General features: G+C 47.4%; 24 protein-coding genes and 1 tRNA gene. 6 read left to right on the top strand and 19 right to left on the bottom strand.

Features of this window, described 5'->3' with window-relative positions:
- Positions 1–15 precede the first annotated feature (15 nt).
- Together PRUB_RS19950 and PRUB_RS19945 are read left to right on the top strand one after the other, a co-directional pair.
- Positions 16–978 carry an aspartyl/asparaginyl beta-hydroxylase domain-containing protein gene (locus PRUB_RS19950; protein WP_010386784.1) on the top strand — a complete coding sequence of 321 codons (963 nt, stop codon included), beginning with the start codon at positions 16–18 and terminating at the stop codon, positions 976–978.
- A gap of 241 nt (positions 979–1,219) precedes the next feature.
- The gene (locus PRUB_RS19945; RefSeq protein ID WP_010386782.1) at positions 1,220–2,215 is read left to right on the top strand and encodes an ABC transporter substrate-binding protein; all 996 of its coding nucleotides are present in this window, start codon (positions 1,220–1,222) and stop codon (positions 2,213–2,215) included.
- A 69-nt stretch (positions 2,216–2,284) separates the two neighbouring features.
- Here the strand turns inward: PRUB_RS19945 and PRUB_RS19940 are convergent, their stop codons facing one another.
- From PRUB_RS19940 to PRUB_RS19920, 5 genes are all read right to left on the bottom strand, one after another.
- The gene (locus PRUB_RS19940) at positions 2,285–3,679 is read right to left on the bottom strand and encodes a S41 family peptidase (RefSeq protein WP_010386781.1); all 1,395 of its coding nucleotides are present in this window, start codon (positions 3,677–3,679) and stop codon (positions 2,285–2,287) included.
- A gap of 78 nt (positions 3,680–3,757) precedes the next feature.
- The gene (locus PRUB_RS19935) at positions 3,758–4,627 is read right to left on the bottom strand and encodes a helix-turn-helix domain-containing protein (protein ID WP_010386780.1); all 870 of its coding nucleotides are present in this window, start codon (positions 4,625–4,627) and stop codon (positions 3,758–3,760) included.
- 190 nt (positions 4,628–4,817) lie between these two features.
- Positions 4,818–5,069 carry a hypothetical protein gene (locus PRUB_RS19930; RefSeq protein ID WP_010386779.1) on the bottom strand — a complete coding sequence of 84 codons (252 nt, stop codon included), beginning with the start codon at positions 5,067–5,069 and terminating at the stop codon, positions 4,818–4,820.
- Between the two features lie 170 nt (positions 5,070–5,239).
- Positions 5,240–6,073, bottom strand: coding sequence for a CheR family methyltransferase (locus tag PRUB_RS19925; RefSeq protein ID WP_010386778.1), 834 nt, complete (start codon positions 6,071–6,073; stop codon positions 5,240–5,242).
- Positions 6,074–6,090: 17 nt separating this feature from the next.
- Positions 6,091–7,023, bottom strand: coding sequence for a chemotaxis protein CheV (locus PRUB_RS19920; protein ID WP_010386777.1), 933 nt, complete (start codon positions 7,021–7,023; stop codon positions 6,091–6,093).
- 139 nt (positions 7,024–7,162) lie between these two features.
- On the opposite strand from PRUB_RS19920, the gene flgA reads away from it, so the two are divergent.
- The 3 genes from flgA (at position 7,163) to flgN (ending at position 8,707) form a co-directional block, all read left to right on the top strand.
- Entirely contained in the window at positions 7,163–7,876 is a 714-nt protein-coding gene (gene flgA, locus PRUB_RS19915) for a flagellar basal body P-ring formation chaperone FlgA (RefSeq protein WP_010386775.1), read from the top strand.
- Positions 7,877–7,947: 71 nt separating this feature from the next.
- Entirely contained in the window at positions 7,948–8,271 is a 324-nt protein-coding gene (gene flgM / locus PRUB_RS19910; RefSeq protein ID WP_010386774.1) for a flagellar biosynthesis anti-sigma factor FlgM, read from the top strand.
- Between the two features lie 7 nt (positions 8,272–8,278).
- On the top strand, positions 8,279–8,707 hold the full coding sequence (flgN, locus tag PRUB_RS19905) for a flagellar protein FlgN (RefSeq protein WP_010386773.1): 429 nt from the start codon (positions 8,279–8,281) through the stop codon (positions 8,705–8,707).
- A gap of 14 nt (positions 8,708–8,721) precedes the next feature.
- Here flgN and PRUB_RS19900 read toward each other — a convergent pair whose 3' ends face one another.
- From PRUB_RS19900 to PRUB_RS19890, 3 genes are all read right to left on the bottom strand, one after another.
- A complete protein-coding gene (locus PRUB_RS19900; protein ID WP_010386772.1) occupies positions 8,722–9,063 on the bottom strand; it encodes a hypothetical protein in 342 nt (113 codons plus the stop codon).
- The gene (locus PRUB_RS19895) at positions 9,063–9,554 is read right to left on the bottom strand and encodes an ImmA/IrrE family metallo-endopeptidase (RefSeq protein WP_010386771.1); all 492 of its coding nucleotides are present in this window, start codon (positions 9,552–9,554) and stop codon (positions 9,063–9,065) included. The genes PRUB_RS19900 and PRUB_RS19895 overlap by 1 nt, the downstream gene beginning before the upstream one ends.
- A gap of 131 nt (positions 9,555–9,685) precedes the next feature.
- Positions 9,686–10,180, bottom strand: coding sequence for an LPP20 family lipoprotein (locus PRUB_RS19890; RefSeq protein ID WP_010386770.1), 495 nt, complete (start codon positions 10,178–10,180; stop codon positions 9,686–9,688).
- A gap of 135 nt (positions 10,181–10,315) precedes the next feature.
- Between PRUB_RS19890 and PRUB_RS19885 the strand changes: the two genes are divergently transcribed.
- A complete protein-coding gene (locus tag PRUB_RS19885; protein ID WP_010386768.1) occupies positions 10,316–11,506 on the top strand; it encodes a flagellar assembly protein T N-terminal domain-containing protein in 1,191 nt (396 codons plus the stop codon).
- 166 nt (positions 11,507–11,672) lie between these two features.
- Here PRUB_RS19885 and PRUB_RS19880 read toward each other — a convergent pair.
- From PRUB_RS19880 to PRUB_RS19830, 11 genes are all read right to left on the bottom strand, one after another.
- Positions 11,673–11,747, bottom strand: a tRNA-Arg gene (locus PRUB_RS19880).
- Positions 11,748–11,876: 129 nt separating this feature from the next.
- Positions 11,877–12,536: a FlgO family outer membrane protein gene (locus tag PRUB_RS19875; protein WP_040645315.1), complete on the bottom strand. Its 660-nt coding sequence runs from the start codon at positions 12,534–12,536 to the stop codon at positions 11,877–11,879.
- A 2-nt stretch (positions 12,537–12,538) separates the two neighbouring features.
- A complete protein-coding gene (locus tag PRUB_RS19870; protein WP_010386764.1) occupies positions 12,539–13,192 on the bottom strand; it encodes a FlgO family outer membrane protein in 654 nt (217 codons plus the stop codon).
- A gap of 11 nt (positions 13,193–13,203) precedes the next feature.
- Positions 13,204–13,800, bottom strand: a complete 597-nt coding sequence (locus PRUB_RS19865; RefSeq protein WP_010386762.1) for a FlgO family outer membrane protein — start codon at positions 13,798–13,800, stop codon at positions 13,204–13,206.
- A 68-nt stretch (positions 13,801–13,868) separates the two neighbouring features.
- Positions 13,869–14,552 carry an SPOR domain-containing protein gene (locus PRUB_RS19860; protein WP_010386761.1) on the bottom strand — a complete coding sequence of 228 codons (684 nt, stop codon included), beginning with the start codon at positions 14,550–14,552 and terminating at the stop codon, positions 13,869–13,871.
- Positions 14,553–14,564: 12 nt separating this feature from the next.
- Entirely contained in the window at positions 14,565–17,540 is a 2,976-nt protein-coding gene (locus PRUB_RS19855; protein WP_155946363.1) for a fimbria/pilus outer membrane usher protein, read from the bottom strand.
- A gap of 14 nt (positions 17,541–17,554) precedes the next feature.
- Positions 17,555–18,367, bottom strand: coding sequence for a fimbrial biogenesis chaperone (locus PRUB_RS19850; protein ID WP_010386760.1), 813 nt, complete (start codon positions 18,365–18,367; stop codon positions 17,555–17,557).
- Between the two features lie 63 nt (positions 18,368–18,430).
- On the bottom strand, positions 18,431–18,886 hold the full coding sequence (locus PRUB_RS19845) for a DUF4402 domain-containing protein (protein WP_010386759.1): 456 nt from the start codon (positions 18,884–18,886) through the stop codon (positions 18,431–18,433).
- A gap of 35 nt (positions 18,887–18,921) precedes the next feature.
- Complete coding sequence (locus PRUB_RS19840; protein WP_242065266.1) at positions 18,922–19,494, bottom strand: DUF4402 domain-containing protein; 573 nt, start codon at positions 19,492–19,494, stop codon at positions 18,922–18,924.
- 239 nt (positions 19,495–19,733) lie between these two features.
- Positions 19,734–20,348 carry a hypothetical protein gene (locus PRUB_RS19835; RefSeq protein ID WP_010386757.1) on the bottom strand — a complete coding sequence of 205 codons (615 nt, stop codon included), beginning with the start codon at positions 20,346–20,348 and terminating at the stop codon, positions 19,734–19,736.
- 69 nt (positions 20,349–20,417) lie between these two features.
- A complete protein-coding gene (locus PRUB_RS19830) occupies positions 20,418–21,251 on the bottom strand; it encodes a thymidylate synthase (RefSeq protein ID WP_010386756.1) in 834 nt (277 codons plus the stop codon).
- Between the last annotated feature and the right edge of the window lie 138 nt (positions 21,252–21,389).

Here is a 21,389-nt window from a genome sequence, read left to right as displayed (position 1 = left end):
TTCGGGCTAAAACCTATGATGCCTATTTTATTTCTGCTGTTCCTGAGTGTCTGTGCCATGATTTACGTCTACCGTTTCCGGGGCTGTGCGCGATTTGCCACTGTGCATGAATATCTGCGTAAAGGCTGGCCTATTTTTGCGCCGTTAAATGTTTTTCTCTATATGACATCTCACCGACGGGCGCGGGCGCCTTTTACCAGTGTGGATGATTACCCGGAACTGAAGCTGCTACAGGATAACTGGCAAGTCATTGCTGCCGAGGCGTCACAGTTAATGGCCAGCGGCCAGTTTATTCAGACGACTGCGCAGGAGAACGCCAGCTATTATGATGTCGGGTTTCGTACTTTTTATAAATATGGCTGGAGTAAGTTCTATTGCACCTGGTACGGCGAAACACTCCACTCAGCTAAAGCGCTGTGCCCCAATACCGTTGCACTCTTAAAATCGATCCCCAGTGTAAACGGTGCCATGTTTACCCTGTTGCCCCCGAATGCCCAGCTTACCCGTCACCTTGACCCGGTTGCCTGCTCTTTACGCTATCACCTGGGGCTGGACACGCCGAACGATCCCAATTGTTTTATTTCTGTCGACGGAAAAAGGACGTTCTGGCGCAATGGTCACGCATTTATGTTCGATGAAACCTACCTGCACTACGTGAAAAACGACACCAGACAGTATCGCCTGATACTGATGTGTGATATCGATCGGCCCGTGAATATACTGGGCCGCCCGGTCAACTGGCTCTATAAAAAGTTTGTACGCTTGTTGCTCGTACCAAATTTACCGGGCGATCAATCCGGGCCATTTAACCGACTATTTGCTCGCCTCATGCCCACGTTAAACCGGGCAAAAAAACTAAAAAAAACCAATCCCAGGCTCTATTACCCGCTGAAGTGGCTAGTCAACTTCAGCCTGCTCGGTATCCTGTTACTGGTACTTGCCTTGATATTTAGGTTGATAATTGCGGTGGTTAATTAGATGCCTTCACCAGATGTGTATACCTGATTTATACAGGTGTTCGCAAGTCCCTCTGGAATATAGCTTGCTTTAGGGGTCCGAATAATGACATTCATGTCATGGGTCACTACTGAGTGCAATGCGCGTGATAAACAGTCCGGAACCTTAATGTGAGAAGACAACTCCCAAAGGGTGCGTGACTTTGGTCATTAAGTTAATCACTTCTATACTTATTTCATGTTAGAAAAGTTGTTTATCAATAATGCGCACTGAAACACCCGCTGAGCAACCTGCGCTGGTTGCTCTAACCAGGACATTTATCCATTGGGTATTTGGTTTCATCATTTGTTTACTACCTGGCCCCGCATTGGCAATGAACAAATCAGCCGAAATTGTTATTCCACTGAACAACTGGGCAAGCCAACGCGTACTGTCACATGCCGTCGGTGACATGGTCAAACGTTATGGCTTTGCTGTCAGCTACCGCGATATGCCTGCGCGCGATCAATGGGGCGCATTACAAAAAGGGTTAATTCACTTTCAGATTGAGATCTGGCAGCAATCCATGGCTGGGTCATTCAACAGAATGCTGGATAACCAGTATATTGTTGATTTAGGCATGCACGACGCGATGGTCCGCGAGGAATGGTGGTACCCCGACTATGTCGCAGCGCTTTGCCCCGGGCTGCCCGACTGGAAAGCACTCAATGCCTGTGCTTCCTTGTTTTCAGCCAAACCTGAAGAGGCCAAAGGCACCTTCTATACAATTGACTGGGATTATCAGGACGCGGACTTAATACGCGCATTAGGACTTAACTTCACAATAGAACGTCTCAGTAATGAGGCAGAGCTTTGGCAGAAACTGGAGCTAGCCAGTGAGCGCAATCAGCCAATTGTGCTCATAAACTGGACTCCTAACTGGACGGACTTTTACCGGCCCGGACAGTTTGTCGAGTTTCCTGCGTATGAAAAAGCCTGTGAGACTGAAGCCAGCTGGGGTATCAATCGCAATCTGCTCAATGACTGCGGTAATCCGCAACAAGGCTGGTTAAGAAAAGCAGGCTGGCCAGGTCTGGAGCAGACTTATCCTTGTATTTATAACCTGCTAAAGAAAGTCAATTTTTCGCAAGACATGATTGCTGACGCGTCGGCTCTGTCTATTATCGAGGGGCATACGGAATTACAGGCTGCCCAACTATGGCAAACCAAATACGCCCCTGAAATAGCACACTGGCTGGACCCTGCTTGTTTAAACTAGCAATCTGCGCGGCAATGACCGCGCAATAATTTGCTTAATGATGAAGTTATTTGCTGAAGGAGGTGACAGCTAAAGTCCGACCGTGGATTGTTCCAGTTCAGCTAAAGTATCTTGCAACATGTCTTTGTCTTGCATATCAGACGCCAACTTTAATCCTCGCTCGATAACACTTTTTGCCTGCTGCATATCATTCAGCTCAGCGAGTGCTCTGGCCCAGTAGGCAAAAAAGTACATATTTTGATTATTCAGTTGCACCGCTATATCAAATAGAAACACCGAGTACTTTGGTTCTTTATCCCAATATTCGTAAGCTAATTCGGCGATCACCCGGTCTGGTTCAGGTAATTGCTTTACCAGTTCTGATGCCTTAGCCGCATAAGTAGACCTGATGTCTGACAGGGGTTTATCGCTCAGTCTTACTTTTTGCAGTAAAGCAAACAACCTGTCTATCTCAACTTCTCGCCTGGCCTTTTCAGTTAACCAGTTTGTCTCAACTACTTTATTTGCCATTTCTACCGCTTTATCCAGAGCCTCATCAACACCAATCGCCACATCAGGTTTCACGCCTACCGTTTCCCAATTTGTTTGGGTGACCGGGTTGATGGCAGTGCCTGTTGCAATGAACATACGCAGCTCATCATTTATTGTGAACATCCCCCCTGGGTTGGCGGCGCCTCCTGTTGTTTCACCGATGAGCGTCGCCCGCTTTCTGGTCTGCATGTTATAACTAAACTCTTCTGCACCGGAGTAGGTCTTGCTACTGGTCAACACATACAAAGGAACATCAGGCATTTTCTTGCCACCCACTTCATCCAACACGTAGAAATCGGTAGTTTCATCGTCCTCTCGAAAGTAAAGGCTGTTCAGCAGCAGCTTTTCATCAAAAAAGTAACTGCATATATACTGGACAGTTCGCGGTGAGCCCCCACCATTTCTTCGCAAATCAATGATCACAGCGTCGGTTTTTGCCATCAGCTTCATTGCCGCATCAATATAAGGTTTACTGTCGGCCAATCGATAAAAAGAACGTAAATCTATATAGCCAATATTGTTCTCTAAAACTCTCGCGGAGAGGACGCCGTAATTTAAAAACTTATGTCGTGTTGGTTTGAGTAAGTTGTCACGTATTGAAGACTCAATTCCGCTCACCTCTTCACCCACAGGGTTAGCTCGCACTCTTAAATGACGGTCTTTTGCCGTTGCTCTTAACCACTCGGTCAGGGCTTTGGAGAATGATGTATGGTCTTGTGCAGACGCAAAGTGACCCGACTGAAATGCCTTATATAGTTTATCATTGGTTTGTGTTGCGACCTCTGGAAAAACATAATGCTCGGTCATCAACTGGGTGATTTTTTCTATCGCGGCTTGTTTTTCGTTTTGTGTTATCGCACTTGCCTGTGATGGTGCAGCGACCAGCCCCAAAAATAATGCGAGTGCAGTTGTTGATAGGTGTTTTAGACTCATAGGTTAAACTCACTGTGCTGTTTGTTTTCCCTATTTTTAACTTTATTGACGAAAAAGAATTGTAAAAAAGTAAAGAGCTTAAAAAGGGTCATAGTCGCCAATAAAGCGACTGTAAACCACCTGAGATGACTGATGTTTGTCGTAGCCGCTTTGGGCCGTTAAATAAGCTTTCGGAGTCTGACCAATTACCGCCTTAAACTCTCTGTTTAAATGAGCTTGATCAAAGTATCCGGATATCAGCGCGGAGCTCGTGAGGTCCCCCGGATAGTGCGATGCGTTGAGTAAAAAGCTATTCATCCGCCATACTTTACATAACTCTTTCGGTGACATACCAATTTTTGACACAAAGTGATTACGTAAGGTGACTTTGCTGATCTCAAACTGTTGGCAAATATCTGCAATTTGTATATTGCCACGCGCATCGAGAATGGTATTTGTTTTCGCTCTCAGCAGCTCCGGAAGAACAAAATCATGGTTATAGAACAGCCTTTTGAGCCAGGGCATTAGCTTGGTCAAGGTGCTCTGAAACTGCCCTTCCAGTAACTGCGCTGGCCAGGTATTTAAGCTCAGAAGTAATGATTCGAGCTCCCGACTGGCAGCAAATATATATTGCATACTTTCAAGGGTGTTTTTGACCTCTGAGGCTGCTAACTGATGTGGCTGAAAGTACGCAAAAGGTTTTAGTCTCACGCCTAGCACCCATTGTGGCTGCACGCTCGAAATCTCATAAGCTGATAGCTGTTGCCCGACAAGACTCACCCCTGCGGGGACTGTTTTTGGTTCATGAATAGCGGATGAGTAGGTCAATGGCATACTATGAAACAACAGTTCAAACACACCTTGTGGAAAAAATGAGACAGAACCAGACACACGACGAACCCAAAAAGGCTCCAAAAAAGGAGATAACCAGCCCGGTGGCAAGCATTCTTTATAATCTGACTGGTCCATCACTTTACTGCATCAATACATTCTTGTTGTCTGCTATCTTAATAGACTAATGTGCCTTCATACCAGCTTGTATTTTTACAGGTGACAATATAGGCCCCAGACACTCACCCATATAGTTATCAATAGCATGTCAATTTGGAGTGGATGCTCACAAATAAAGTACTAAAAATTTTGCAGGGTTGTCTGGTAACTACTTAAACCACACTTTGCCACCAATCATTTTAAATGCCGGGGTGCCACGGACCAGTGTGTCCCGGGCAAACTCAGTGCCACAACCAGGGCACTGCCCACCTTGCTCGGTGTAATCCGTCACAATCCGCTCTTTAAAACACTTAACCAGTGCGCCTTTTCCACCTTTTCGGTATTTATACAGCGGTGCTTTACATTTAGCACAGAAAATATCGACCGTTTTAGTCGGGCCTTTCTTGTTTGGCTTAGCCATAGCTCAGAGTTCACAGAGGCAATACGTCATGCATTAAAGTATATCTGCTTTAATCTCAGCAAGACAGCTGGCAAGGTTTACTTTAGTAGCCTATTGGCTGTCGTAGGATCGTTTAGGTTTGGGAAGGTTAAAGAAATGAGCAGGCCGCGCTGCGCGACCTGCCGAAAGTGCTACGATTTTTTCTGATAGATGATGCCGGGGTTGCAACGCAGCATGTCAAAGTCGTTATTAAGACCGGCCATAGATTCAGAGGCGCCCAGGAACAAATACCCATTTGGGTTAAGTGCCTGAGCGAACTGGCTAATGATCTTCGCTTTAACATCTGGCGAAAAATAGATTAGTACGTTACGACAAAAAATCACGTCAAACTTACCCAGTAAGGCATAGGAATCAAGCAAATTTAAATGCCTGAAGTTTACCATGCGGCGAATAGGCTCATTAACTTTGGCCATACCATTGCCACTGTCTGAAAAAAACTTTTTCTTGCGTTCCGGTGACAGGCCACGCGCCAGTGCAAGTGCGTCATATTCTGCATTCTTACACATATCCAGCATGGTATTTGAGATGTCAGTACCTACAATCTGCACACCCATTTTGAGCGCACCGGGATTGGAGGTCTGATATTCATTGGCAGACATGGCTATTGAGTATGGCTCTTGCCCGGAAGAACTCGCCGCAGACCAAATTTTAACCGGACGGCGCAGGTCCTTAAATTCAGGAAATATCTTAGTCTTGAGCAGTTCAAAAGGGTATTGATCACGGAACCACAAGGTTTCGTTGGTGGTCATCGCATCCACAACGGCGGCACGTAATTGCCGCTCATGGGGACTGAGCGTTTTACTCACCAGAGCTGACAGAGAGTCAACGCTAAAACGAGACATCAGAGGCGCTAGTCTGCTTTTAACCAGATATAGTTTATTGTCGCCCAGTACAATCCCACACTGCTGTTCTAAAAAAGTGCGAAATTGATCATACTCGCTTTGTTCTAAGTGTTTATTTTCCAAAGTATTACCGCCACTAATTAATCGCAATGAACCCATTTTTTCACGGCTGTTGCCAATTCATCGGGGTTAAATTTAGCAATAAAGTCGTCAGCACCGACCTTTTCGATCATTGCGTGGTTAAATACGCCACTCAATGAAGTATGTAAAATAACATGCAAAGGCGCCAGCTTAGGATCCGCTTTTATCTCTGCGGTGAGGGTATAACCATCCATTTCAGGCATTTCAACGTCCGAGATCAGCAAGCCAACACGCTCAGTGACGTCATTCTGACAGTCCATCTCCGCAATTTCTTTTAACCGGATCAGGGCTTCTTTACCATTTTTGGCCAGCTCAGTCTGAACGCCCAAAGGCTCTAATGCACGTTTAACCTGATTACGTGCTACCGCAGAGTCATCGGCAATAAAGACAATACGCTCACCAAGGTCACGTTGCATCTCCCCATCAGCGACAATTTCCTGACTGACTTCGGTATTGATCGGGCAGATCTCGTTGAGGATCTTTTCTACATCCAGGATCTCTACCAGTTCATTTTCGATTTCAGTCACAGCTGTCAGATAGGAATAACGACCCGCGCCGGAAGGCGGTGGCATTATTTTTTCCCAGTTCATGTTCACTATTCGTTCAACTGCACCGACCAAAAAGCCCTGCACCGAACGGTTGTATTCAGCGATAATAATGAAGCAGTCTTTGATATTCTCGATAGGTGGTCCGCCGACAGCCAACGACATGTCTATCACGGAAATGGTTTGTCCCCGAATGTGTGCAACGCCTCTAATGAAAGCATTGGATTTAGGCATTGCCGTCAGGGGTGGGCACTGTAGTACTTCTCTTACTTTGAATACATTGATCCCAAAGCGTTGACGCCCTCTGAGGCGAAATAGTAAAAGTTCAAGTCGGTTTTGACCCACCAACTGCGTTCGTTGGTTTACTGAGTCCAAAATACCTGCCATGTCATTCTCCTGCTATAAAACTGCTTATCGGAACAATGTTTGCTTGTACTCTACCATTCAAAGTCGCCCTTGAAGCGGTGAGGCAAATCACGCAAAATCTTTATACCTTGTTTCACCCCATAAGCATAGTCGAAACATCATGAGTTTGTTAAAAATTACATTATCCGCTTATTTCTTTCCCATAGTGGCATATTTTTTAGCCACGTCATTTGCTTATGGTCAAACCTATGAGTCAAAAGACATTGAGAAATTAGCAATAGAATTTATCTCGGATCAGCTCCCAACGCCAACTCAGGCAGAAGAGCAACAACAGGTGTCGGCACTGCCACTGGATACACGCATCCCTGAGCGTCAATGCCTGCGTCCATTGCAAATTAGCAGTAAATCCAGCCCGCCATTTAACCGTCAGGTCACGGTCATGGTGCGCTGTGACGACCTCGAGTCCTGGGTTCAGTTTGTTCATGTAAAAATCGAAACACTGCTACCTGTTATTGTCAGTACCCGCATGTTGGACAAAGGGGTGCTGTTAACTGCAGAGGATGTAACAATCGAGATGCGACCCAAGCACTTTGTCCGGGCAGCCAATATCGACGATGTGGCTTTGCTTGTTGGCAGTAAAACCAAACGCCGTATCCAACAGGGTAAGCCGATCAGCATGTTTCAGATTTGCATGATTTGCAAGGGAGATAACGTGACAATCCTGGCCAGTGATGGCACACTTATGATTAAAACCAGTGGTATTGCCTTGCAGGATGGGAACTTAGGAGAACAAATCCGGGTCAAAAATGCAAGGTCAGGAAAAACGGTGCTTGCACGGGTGAAAGATGTTGATTCAGTAGCAGTCAAAATCTGATTTTTTTGCTAAAGTAAGCGTATGGCTTGCCGATATAAAGGCTGAAGCAATTTAACTAACGGGTCATCATCATGGTAAACAACATTAACGGTCAAAATCAGCCGAACAATGTTGCAACAAATGCAAAGCAACAACGTGCTGAATTACAAAGAAATGAAGCAAGTAATACCGCTGCTAAACCGCAAGCACAGATAAAAGCGGCTGCTGACTCAGTGAGTCTGACGCCACAAGCACAACAACTCAAGGGGCTGCAAGAAAAAGCGCAGCAAGCACCTTCTTTCGACAGCAAAAAAGTCGATGAGCTGAAAAAAGCCATTGCCGAAGGCAAATATCAGGTGGATAGCGAGAAGCTGGCTAAAAATATTGCCGCCTTTGAGTTCGATTTATTTGGATAGAGTATAAGTGGACGACCAAACGGCACTGTGTGCCCACCAGCTAACAGCGCAAATTAATCTTCTGGAAGCTCTGACCCAGCTTCTGGATGATGAACTTGAGGCGCTTGCTTCTCGCAACGGAGACAACCTGAAAGAAATCGCGCGCACTAAGCTCACGACCTTAAATCAGCTTCAAAAATTGGACAAAGACCTCTCCAAATACCCGCAAAGCACATTCAGCGATGAAGAGATAGTCCCCTTAACCGAGCAGGTTAAAGCGTTACTGTATCACTGTAAGAAACAGAATGACGTGAACGCACAGGCAGCGCATCAGGCGCAACTTACCGTGCGCGAGCTGAAAGACATTTTGATTGGCGCGCCCACCTCAATGACCTATGGTCAGGATGGCAGTGTGGTATCTAACATGGGTGAGCTGGTTAAAAACCTCAAAGCCTGATCAAGCTGATTAGGCTAAGCCTTGGTGGGAAACAGGTTTTTGGTGATCACCAGGATCACACCAAATACTTCGGCCAGAGTCCCGGCCATATATAAATTAAGTGTCCACTCCTCAAAGTGCAATTTATCCATCCCCACCAGTACGAGCACTAAGTTCATAATGAATAACTGAACGACTAAAATGCCGATAAACCACCAGGCATATTTCTGCTTCAGGCCTCGATCTGACTCAGCATCTTTGACCTTCTGAACTTGCATGGGATCTACATTGGTGAACTTGTTTTCTTTGAAGTTATGCTTAATTTGCGCAGCAAACGATGACTGCTCTGCCTTTTGCGCTTCCCTGCTTTGTGTCATTACAACAGCTCCAGCGCATTGAGCTTATATTTAAGGGCTTCAACAGAAACACCAAAATGAATGGCCATCTCAAAATGGGCAACTTTCTTACGATGCAACCTTTTTACTTCTTCATTGGGCATCAGCAAGTTTGCAGCGAACTGATTGGCAAACACTTCTTCTTCATCTTCGCCGGTTGACGCGCTCGGTCCTCTAAGGTCGATATATTCGTATTCTTTATCAGTGTTGTCAGACTCGATGCGAGAAATATAATGACCAAGCTCATGGGCACAGCTAAACCGCTTGCGATTTAAATGATCGTCCTGATGCAGCACGATAACAGGATCGACGCCGGCTTCTTTGATCAATGCCCCGGACACTTTATCCGGCAACGCCATCTCAACAACTTCCAGCCCCAGTGACTTACAGATAGTGACAGGATCAACCGGAAACTGGCTGTCACACCATAAACGACTAAGCACTTTTTGAGCTTCATTTCTCGGGTCCAGCACCGACAAACCTCCTATTGACCTGACCATCCACCCCAGTCACGCTGAGGTAGTGTGTATATTTAAACAGTATAAATTGAAGGCACACTGAAAGCAAAGGACATAATTTGCCGGTTTTATTGACTAAGCTGTGCTCAGTAATACGTTACCCGCTCCACCTTGCGTGGCTTAACCTCACCAATATACAAATCGTAAACACGCTTCATATCCAGCTCCAGCTCAGTGGTGTAAATATCCCCAACCGCATAGCTCTTCATAACCTTAGCGCCACGGATAAGACCCTGCACCTGGCTGCGTAATCCATCATTTTGCGCCACAGCCCCCTGTACCGTCGTACTGGCACTTAATCTGTGGCCATATACCTGTTCAGCCAACTCACGGTAAGCTTCCAGTTTGGATACTTTAATGGCCATCAGCATTTTTTCACTGTCACTGCTGCCTGGCTGTGAACTCAAAGGAGCATAGCCAACGGCCTTGAGGACTGGGTAAGAATCGGGTTTTACATAACTGTATTCAACATGTTTGTCTATGATAGAGCTACATCCTGCCAGCCCCAGTACCGTTGCAACAGCACAGGACTTGATCAGGCTGACTACCCGTTGATGCCAAAGCACTCTAAACTGATTCATAGGGGAGACTCCTCTGTGTGGCCCATTGGCCATATCATCAAGTATGCAATCTATATGCACAAACCTTGCCAACACCATTGGCACGGGACTTGCTGAGTTAGAACAGAGATTTGCAATCAGTTCGGTAATAAAGTCATGAAATTGTCGCGTATTATGAGTGTGTTACTGGCTACCGCCAGTTTTGGGGCCAGTGCAGAGTGGTTTGAAGTCACAGGCTATGCCAATGCCCACACCGAAGACATGGCCGAAGCACGACAAGAAGCCGTGCAGGATGCCATTACGCAGGCGCTGATCTTCTCCGGTGCGACCGTATCCAGTGTCCAGACACTGGCTGACGGGGTGTTAACACAAGATCAGATCAAGATTAAAAGTCATGGCGAGATCCAGCAGATCAATCTGGTATCCGAACAAAAACAAGATGGTATCGTCAGTGTGACTTTGCACCTGGATATTTTCCCCAAGCTGGAACAATGCACACAAGCCGCCGTTGCGAAACAAGTGACCATCACGCAAAGCCAGCTCATTCAGCCCCACCAGGCACGCCTGGGTCAAATTTTTGACATTGCCAAGGCCACCAGCGAACGACTGTATCATACCCTGGCACAACGCAAACTGACCGTGAAACCCATTCCTTATCTGGATCATGCGATCAACGCCCGACCCTTTTTCACTCAGCGGTTTGAATATGATGAGCAACTGATCGACTCTTTGACCACGCTAAGTAATAGTCAGTATGTGCTGATGAGCCAGATCACAGACGTCGCTGCCGGGGAGCAAATGAATGATGATTATGCATTCTGGCAGGATGAGGAATACGTGCGCAGCTTTAAAATCGATTTTGTCGCATTCGATGCCCTTACCCGGGATAAAGTGTGGCAAAAGCATTATGCTGTCAGTGGCGTCTGGCCTTACGAAAAGACCAAGATTGTTGACGTCTATAGCGACACCTTCTGGCGTACCAATTATGCCAAACAGATCCAGAGCGTTTTTAACAGCGTGGCACAGGATCTAGACTCAGCCCTGTCCTGTTTGCCCAGCAGAGGCAAAATTTTACATCGCGAGCAGGGCAAGCTGGTGATCAATCTGGGCAGCAACCATGGGATTGAGATCGGCCAGTTGCTGACGATTTCTCATCGCCGGGATATGCAAAGCGCGACCAACCAGTTTTTTGCACAGAGTATCAAAACACTGAATCAGGTGCGTGTCACTCAGGTGAATGCACAAAATGCGATCGCCGAAAACATCTCAAAACGTCCGCTGAATAATATTCAGATCAATGATTTGGTGGAAGTCATGGTACAAAAGCAGGAAGACTTTGCGCTGTAGACGGTAACCATAAACAAAACATCAGCCATGGGTCACATCTCCACTAAGGGAATTGTTGATACCATTCTTTAATCCATTTTTCTAAAAATGATAGATTTTTATACTATTTTGGAGACGTTTAACAGCGGGAGGGCTTTATTAAATCGTTGATTAATAGAGAATAAGCTGGCGGCCCCTGCAGGAATCGAACCTGCAACTATCCCTTAGGAGGGGACTGTTATATCCATTTAACTAAGAGGCCTGAGCGTTGCGAAAAATACTAAGCGTTTTCGGTTAATTGGTCAACCATTTGATTCTTAATAAAATTACATGATTTTTTATAGAGGGTAAGTAACGACAAAGGCGAAATCAGCGCTTTGCCGTTAAATGGCTATCTGGACGCGGTTGCGCCTGAATCCAGTACAAAATAAGGTATCGTCACCATGCAGCTAGCAACAACGAGACGGCTTTCAAAGTCCAGCAAGCGTGCATTGACCTCAACACCCCGATCACGATAGATCATCGTGCCAGAGAGCACATGACTGGGGTCGGGTTTACCCGGTAAGGCTCTGCTATCCCGTGAAAAAACGAAATCACCGCTGCGCGTGACCTGGATCTGTTGCAGTGACTTAAAATCCAGCGCCGCGTAGCCGAGCTTCTGAAAAGCATGGATCAGGTTCTCAGACAGCTGATTACCCAACTGGTTGCTGCTTCGCAGCGTATCATCAAAACTCACAAAGCTCGTCACCGCCACCGAATGAGGGTGTACACCCAGCAAAGAGTCAGACAACTCCAGCGCTATCTGAGATGCGTAGTTGGCGACCTGTTTACGATGTCGCTCGCTCACAAACCCCGGGTCAACCGGATTTTCAGCTTCTGGCGCCTGCTCTTCCAAAGCCTCGTACAGCACTTCTATTTCACGAAATTTAGCCACTTTAGGCGTCATGGCAGTGGTCGTCACTGTTGGCGAGGCGGGTTGACTGCCCATCATCTGGCAGCCACTCAACATCACGACCGACAGCGTTAAGCCACTCAGAATGCGTGTTTTCATGATCACTCACCCGCTCTTTGTAACCGGATCCCGTCGTGGATCGCACCGTCTCTCAACGCATTCACTACTGCCTGAGGTAAAAACCCTTGTGCTGTACCAACCACCATTTTGCTTTGCATGCCCACTATCCGGGCGTTGACTAAGATCCCGCCCTGGTGATGCGACAGTGTGCCTGCCATCACGTATTTAAACGGCAACTCATCAGACAGCTCTAAAAAATCACGGCTGAAAATGAAATCACCATGTTTGGTGACTCGCATAAAGTCCGTTGTTTTAAAATCGATGACCGGCACGCCAAAGTTGTGCAGCTCGTGTATGAAGCTTTCGGCAATCTGATTTCCCAACAAGGTAGCATGATTAAAATCTTCATCTAAAAAGACAAAGCTCGATACCGCTACCGGTGTCTGGTCATTAATGTATTTCACATTACTGACCATGTCTTGCATCAGCTTTTGTACGTAATGCGTCACGTTTTTGGCCGCCATACGTTGTGATACTGTCATTTGTTGCACCCCTCTGGGGTGCGCCTGAAACTGCTCCGCAGCACTAAACTTGCCAGGTGCCGCTGTGGTTTCCTGGTGCTTTGTCATGCCCAGCTGTGCACACCCAAACAAAGTAAGGGTAGGTAACACAAGCGCTATCACAGATTTTTTCATCTTTGTCTCCACTAATACTGGCCGCGATGTAACTTGCCGTCTCGCATTTGGGCTTTTTCATCCCCCCACAGTACCGCTTTGGGCACAGAGATGGTCGCAGCGGATGCAGTGCGGCTATCAAGCATAGTGATCAATCGCGCATTGATCGTGTAATGGTCATGGCTTTCACTGATGGTGCCCGTTAGCGCGAGGTCAAATTTATGACGTTCTCGCAACAACGCTATATCACGGTTTAATAGGTTATCGGCACTATCCGACAAAGTTAAAGTGCGTTGTAACCGAAACTCTACCACTTCCAGCCCCATTTGCGTTACATAGCTGATCAGGCTTTCCTGAACCTGAGTGCTTAGTCCACTCCCCTGGTTGCTCGCAAGCGCGTTACCCAGCTGGTCAGCAAGATAAAAACTCGTCACCGCGACTGTTGCGCCGGGCTTAAGCGGGCGACTATGTTCCCCCAAAGCGGCAGCAAGTTGCCCCATATACTGATGTAATGTCGGCAAGGGGGGCGCTTGCTCCACCTTGTCTTGTTCCTGCGCTTTCATTATTCCAGCGCAGCCACTGAGCAGCACCGACAGGGCCAGTGCGACTATCACGGCAGGAAGTTGCATAATGATCACCTCTCTCTATTTGACGAGACAAATGCAAGAAGCGATCCATAATGCAGTTTAGGGACATCCTATAGCGTGATCGGATTGTCTGTGTAGTGACTTAACAAACACTGTGGGTGAAATGGTCTGAGTTCAGCGCACAACGCCTGCCCTTGCGCCTTATTTGCAAACGCACCAAGTTTCAGCCGAAAATACCGTTGCCCACGGACCTCCACTTGCTCAACATTAACCGGATGCTGCCGCAACGGCGGATAGTCTTTTAGCAGACGTTGGTGAACGGTTTTTAGCTGGCTTTGCTTTCTGGTAGCAGCCAGTTGTACTGCAAATTCAGCCTTTTTGTCTGCTACGACCAACCGCTGTTCAGCGGTAGTTTTCTCTACAGGCACTTGCTCTGGCGCGTTGACTTCTGACCCGTCTATAGACGGCGTCGAGACAGTCAGGCGCTGCTCGACAATGCCCGGCGGTTTGCTCACCTGGGCGACCATTACCTCAGACTGTCGCTGACCTGGGGTCAGTGCCAGCTGCAACTGTGTGCTTAACAAGTCAAGGTCCTGCTCAATGGTCAGCAACTCATTAACCTGTGGCGCCACCTGCTGCCACTGCGCAATACTTTGCTTCATCTGTTGTACTTCTGCATTCAACTGCGTGAGTTGCTGCGCTAATTCGGCCAGTCGCTGATCATCCTGACTATTACTGGCGCATCCACTGATCAAGCCCAGCAAAGGCCATACCAGGTAAGGTAATAACTTCATAGCTCGCTCCCTTTATTGTTTTAATTCTGTGTGTTCAAGCTGACACGGCACGCCCGCTGTTTGCAATGCATTACAACGTTGTTTCAGTTGTGCTGTATCAGCGCCATTTTGCGTAAATGCAATACCCAACATGTAAGTCTCGGCCTTGTCGTCAAAGAGATAAAATGGGGGGTCAGTGATCAATTGATGATGTCGCTGGCGCAGTAACATAGCGTAGGTTTTTAATACCGGCAGCGAGGTAAAGCGTCCGGCAGAGAGTACCGTAATATTCTGGGTTGACTGAGGTGCCAGCTGCAAGTCAACTTCCACCAGCACATCCCCCTGTTGTGACAGCGCCACTTCCACATGCTCGCTGTGTGTCAGTCCGCGCCTGGCGGCATTGGCAACCTGCGCCCGATAACGACCAGGCTTAATATCTGTGAACACATAATATCCGTCATACGCAGCCTGAGTGTGTGCAACCTGTGCGCCGTGTTCATCCAGCAAAGTCACATCGGCGTAGGGCACAGGGGCATTTTCAGTCTCGGTTTGCTGGTAAACGACCCCCTCTATTTCACTGGTATTGACCAAAGGCAGCTCCAAATATTCAACAAAACCTCGCCGTGGGGTTATCGCCATTCCTTCAATCGCAGGGATGACAAAAGGCATCTCTAGACTGTCAGTATCAATCACCATATCGGTTTTTTGATTCACCGGCATCCCACTGAGTAACACCAGCCCCTGTTCGTCGGTGGTGCCCTGCATATAGTTTTGCAATGCCCTTACTCTGACTTCGGGTACCACTTCATCTGACTCGTCAAACACACCATTGGCATTATGATCCACATAGACCTTGACCAGCACCGCGCCATTACTGGCTAATCGTCGCTGGCTGAACAACAGCTGTTCACTTTGTGGGTGATAACCAAAACTGAACTGCCCATTTATCCCCACTTCCCATTCATCGTAACTGTCGTAACTGAGCTGACTGTTCAAACGAATTTTGTCGCCTCGCCAGTTCAAGCCCAGTTCACCTTTCTGATAATCAGTTTCAAGCGTCTCTTTGAAACTCAACTCAACGTTAAATTGCTCATTTAAGCTGCGATAAAAACGCGTTTCATAGGCAATCAATTCGCTATATGGGTGCAAGTCATAATCAAAAATCAGACGACCAAATATACGCCCCAAGCGGGTCTGAAATCTCAACTGGCCCGACGTTGAATGGTCAGCATCAGCATTATTTGATTGCCATTGCACCTGATTACTGACATTCACACGACCCAGAGAGAGACTCAATCGATTGGTCAGCAAAGTATATTCCGTATTCTGATCGGTGCGATTCCATTGCACCTGATTTTGATATGATAGCTGCTTATTCAGGACATCAAACATGCCCGACATACGCATATACAGCCCCCGGGTATCACGGTGTTCATCGTTCGCTTGTGAGGTGTCGAGCAATCGGCGCTGTGTCTGCCAGCCCGCACTGATGGCCTGCCCTGCCCATTCAGTTCTGGCACTGAATCTGGCCCGGTGCTGAGACTCACTGTCGTGGGATAAATCCAGGTTGAGCAGCATTTTTTTCCACAAGCTTAACGTGCCACCAGTCGTGACTGTGCGCTCAATAAGCGCTTCATTCGACAGCGCCTGAGCGATACCCGCATAGACTGACATAGTGTCAGACAGGCCCAGGTCATAACGACCATGAAAATGCCAGCCTGATTGCGTTGTCGGGGCAAAGTCATTGTTTAATATTGTGCTGCCGCTGTCGGTGACCGACACATCAAAGTAACCCTGACCATTTTTCAGTCCGGTACCCTCAACAAAATAGCTGCGCTGCTCACGCTCAACCTGCCCTTGTGGCCCATACTTGAACAGCTCAAACTGATTACTACCAAAATACAACGGGATACGGTCAAAATCATATCGGCCCGTTTGGACCTGAAGTTGCTGCGCAACCAGCAAACCATTGTGATACAGTTCGACATCCCAGCCAGCCTGCACCGAGCCACTGATCTGGACACTCTGCTCCTGTATTTCAGATTGCAGCGGCTTGTCCGACACTCGCATCCCCACACCTTGTCCAGTGGACTGCCCGGCACCAATATGGGTAGCCTGAATATCACCGACTTCTAACTGTGTGGCCTGTACCTGGCCCAGCAACCGCCCCTGGCTATCCTCTCTTTTCCCCTTAAAACGACCCTGATCCAGCGCATCTCCCTCTGTGCCCGCAACAAAGTACTCTACATTCCAGAATGCAAGATCATGTGCGCCCAGCGCCGAATAGTAAAAAGCATCTTCATCATTATCACGGCGATAACCAAACTGCATGTCCAGTAAGGGAGAAGATAACAGTTGATAAGGGTTAGGCTTCCAGGCGAGTTTAGAAGCTGAACTGACGCTATGCTGAGCAATCTTGCGATTAGCACGTGCCTGACGTTCTAATGCAGGCAGCGGCTGAGGGGACTGTACCAGTAAGCTTTGGTCGGTATAGTTAAACTGGAGATTCAACCCAAACCAGTCGGCGATCAGCACAGACTCAACGAAGACTTCGCCCTGTACATGAGAGATATCCTGCTCTGAAAGCCGATATTCCTGCTTATTAACCAAGGCTCGTTTTTGCCCACTATCAAGTAAAAAAGTACGCTCAGGACTCAAATACCATCCGGTGAAATAGTCAGGCTTATCATCATCGCTGATGGCAAAGTCCAGCACAGCAAACAAGCTGCGCAATTCGACTTGCGCATCGCGCTTACTTTTAACCGCAAACACCTCTCCCAGATACACCCCGTCAGCATAAACAGACAAGAACAAGTCTTCACCTTCTGGGATCCCGGCTTGCTCAGGCTGATTATTCACCGTCAGACTGGCTTGTGACTGCGACAGTTTTGCCTGTATGCGTTGCAGCGTATTGAGAACCTCAGAGAACTCCTGTTGTGAGGTCCCATGTGCTGGCATTGTACTTGCGCAAATCACAGCGAATACCACGCATGGTGCGATTCTAACCATTAACGAGCCTTTATTCAGGGCACAGTAATAGAGAAAATACGCTCGGCAAATGACTGTCCTTTATATTCACCACTGCCTGTATAAACCACTTTTAGCTGCCCGGAGTGCGCTCCCTGAAACATCTCTGGTGACAGCAGTTTCAGCTGCAACTGCGCCTGACTGAGTTCCGGATAAATGCTGAAGCTGTTAACCAGTGCTGCCTCCTCCCAGTTTGCCCCGTTTTGAGCGCGCCAAAAAACGCGCACACCGCCAAAAGGACTGGCATCACCTTTGCGCGACAAAATCAGGTTAACCGTCTCTAACTGCCCCGTCTGCCCACGGCTCAGAGTGGCTTCATCAATGGACACCTGAGGTGAAGATGCAGACTGACGGTAGATCAGCGGGATGCTGTAGCTCATGATCATGTTGAGCCTGATCCCCACCCCTTCCTGATCCAGATCTTTTTTCTCAGGTAATGCCTGAAAGAACAGGTGCGAGCGATACTCTCCCGCAGCCATGTTTCTTTGACGGCGCAACGCTAGCTTAACGACCTGACGTTCACCAGGCGCAAGACGAACCTGCTTTGGTGTCATTCTAAGCAACCCACTCAGACGCATGGGGTTTTGCTGCTCAGGCACATCTGTGTAGCCACCTTGTGGCAATGCCCGTTTTTCTTTAAAACTCAGACGATAGGTTTTATATTCCTGACTACTGTTGATCAGAAATACCTTGGCACTGCGCTGACGCTCATCAAAGACAACCCGAGTGGGGGAAATCAGTAAGTTCGCGTACACGTTTGCTGTACATGACAGCAGTACGAGCAACACGATGTGGGTAATATACTTCATTGAATTTTGCCTATTTTACTGCTCATGGAGGCGAGTACCGGTATTAGCCGGCTAATAACTAAGTTAATAGCTTACTTCGACGCTGACTGTCGTTGCATATTGGCCATCTACATAAAGCGCTGCTGAGGCCTGACTTTGTAACTTACCGCCAATGAGCAGGCGAGCACGGCCATCCCGGTCGGTGAAGATCCTGGCAGGATGGAGTAACTTAGTCACACTCAGTTTTCCCTCAGTGATAAGGTTACTATGCGCTAATTGGTCATTGAGCAAATCAGTCGAGATATTCAGATAAACACCCGCAGGAAATGATTCCAGCAGGAGTTCAGCCGGGTGCCCTTTTTTGATCACATGAATGCTGCCCGATGAGCTTGTGCCACCGCCTGGTGACACGACCACACTGCTCGCAACACTGGGGTCCGCCACGATAATCGTGCCGAAACTCAGATCCGCATTACGTACAATATTGGCCTGACAGCACCAGCTGCAGAACAAGCTCAAAAGCACAAACAACGCTTTCATGAGTGACCAGCGGGCACCTTGCCCGCCTCTGTACACTAGTAGCTTAGCTCTACGTTAAACGTACCTTCATATTCACCATCAAGGTAGTTGCCCTTGTCCGCGCTCTCTGTGGTGAGTGTCGCGCCCACATTAAAGGCAATTTTACCTTCAGCATCAGCCTGAAGTGTCGTTGTTGCAGCGGCAGGGGTAGTGCCGGAGGTCACATAATATGTAAAAGCGCTCAGCTTGAAGCTCGGTGTGCCGGGTGGCAGGCTTTGTGGTAGCACATCCGTTTCTGTTGGGTCAGTAATGGTCAGCGATGCATAAGGTGCAACGCCATCGACCGTAAATTTAGCGGGACTGCCTGGCTCAAGAATCGCGATTTCGGCTTTAGCCACATCCGTAGAAGCAGCTCGTGGTGCCGTATTTGGGTTTGCAGAAATAATCAGGGTGGCTGTTTCTACACCACCAGTGTCACCACTGGCACGGATTGTACCAAAGCTCAGCGGCTCAGTATTTTCAAAAGTGAAGACATTTTTTACTGTAACTGACGCTTTAAACTCTGCAGGTTGTGCAGTAGTCAGTACCGGCATTACAGCCAGAATTGAGAGTAGAGAGTACTTTTTCATTAACTTTTCCATCAGTAGGTCCTTTTTTATCAAATAGCCGTATCCGTAGTCGGCCAACAAACTCCATGTGCATCGCATCATCAATGCACACGTAAATCTACAACTTTATAGTTATTTTTCTTCATTGTTCGAGTGCCCTTGGGTAGAAAGGTACTCAACTTTGAATAAAAACACTACACAGATGTTTAATATATCGTACCTGAATATAAAACCTTTAATTTTATTTCAAGTACTTTTAGTCAGTTAACTAATTTGCAGGGTTGACCGCTGGCCTTAATTAAACGACAAAATAGGGTACTTTCCTGCTCAGAACCAAACCCGGAAGCCTGTGTAAGGAAGAATTGGGAACCATTTTGTGCCGGCGTTTGTGAATAAATTGAAACAGTATCAAACATCTCAGGGTAATAACTTTGTATGAGTGACAGAGATGCTTTGATCCGTCGATTCTGTGCCTGTGCCCGCCTGTCTAACAGATGACGACCAAATTGCACCACAAACTGATTTTGTCCTGGCGCGGCAAAAGTATTAGTGACAGCAGTCGGCTCCGCGCGGTGGGTAGTAACGGGTTTTTCTGACTGAGACAGCTTTTCTTCAATTGGCTTAATCCCACTGGAATCAGATAACAAAGTCAGCAACTGAGTCAGGTCCTGCTCCATCTTAGCGACTCGCTCAATATTGGCTTTGTGCTGATTGTAGGTTTTGATTAATTCAGCCCGGGCAAGCGCCTCGGCCTCTTCATCCGGTGATGGATTTGAACTGCAAGCAGATAAGAGCACTGTACCCGCAAGTAATATCACATGGGTTATCGCATGCTTTCTGGCGCGTTGATGGCACATGCGGGAATGGTTCAACATTGTTGTCGTGCTCCTTTTATAACAAGCGGCCTTCACTGGCCGCCTACAACATATTACGTCTTTAGTACCTTAAATTGCAACAGGTGCTTTAATGTTAGGGTCGGCATCATACCCCTCTATTGCAAAATCCTCGAAACGGTAATCATAGATAGACTCTGGCTTACGCAGGATATTTAGTGTCGGCAGGCCTTTCGGCTCGCGCTGTAACTGTTGCTCAATCTGCGTCATATGGTTTGAATAAGCATGCAAATCACCAAAGCTCACAATCACTTCTCCAGGTTCAAGGTCGCACTGCTGCGCCAGCATATGCACCAGCAGAGACAAACTGGCGATATTGTACGGCAGTCCCAGGAAAATATCTGAGCTGCGGATGTACAGTTGACCGGATAATTTACCATCTGCCACGTAGAACTGATAAAGCAGGTGGCAAGGCGGTAACGCCATACGACCAGCCGCTACGTTCTCCTGCGGACTCATGGACTCATCAGGCAAATACTCAACATTCCAGCCATGAAATAAAATACGACGGCTATTAGGGTTGTTCTTTAAAGTATCAACAACATAGTCAATTTGGTTAATCTCGCCGCCTTCTTTGGTCGGCCAGGCCGTCCACTGTTTGCCATAAATCGGGCCCAGATCTCCGTCTTCCAGTGCCCATTCATCCCAGATTTTAACGCCGTTTTCATTCAGCCAGGTTTTATTGGTATCCCCTTTTAAGAACCAGATCAACTCATTGGCAATACTCTTAAAGTGCAACTTTTTGGTGGTCAGCAGCGGAAAACCATCCTGGAGGTTATGACGGATCTGACGGCCAAATACGGAGCGCGTACCTGTACCAGTACGGTCCCCTTTCTGGGTGCCGTTTTCTAATACGTCTCGCAACAACTCCAAATACACTTTCATGCTTTACTCCTCAAAATGATCTCTCTAATGACCCTACACAGGGGGTGGTCTGGTACAAAAGTATACTACGTTCGCACGCTGGGGTAACTAATTCACGATGGGATTTATTGAAAGGCAGACGGGACCCCAAGTACGGGG

Source organism: Pseudoalteromonas rubra, assembly GCF_000238295.3.
Taxonomy (GTDB): Bacteria; Pseudomonadota; Gammaproteobacteria; order Enterobacterales; family Alteromonadaceae; genus Pseudoalteromonas; species Pseudoalteromonas rubra.
Note: the sequence above shows the minus strand (reverse complement) of the source record. Positions and strands in the feature narration are given on the sequence as shown.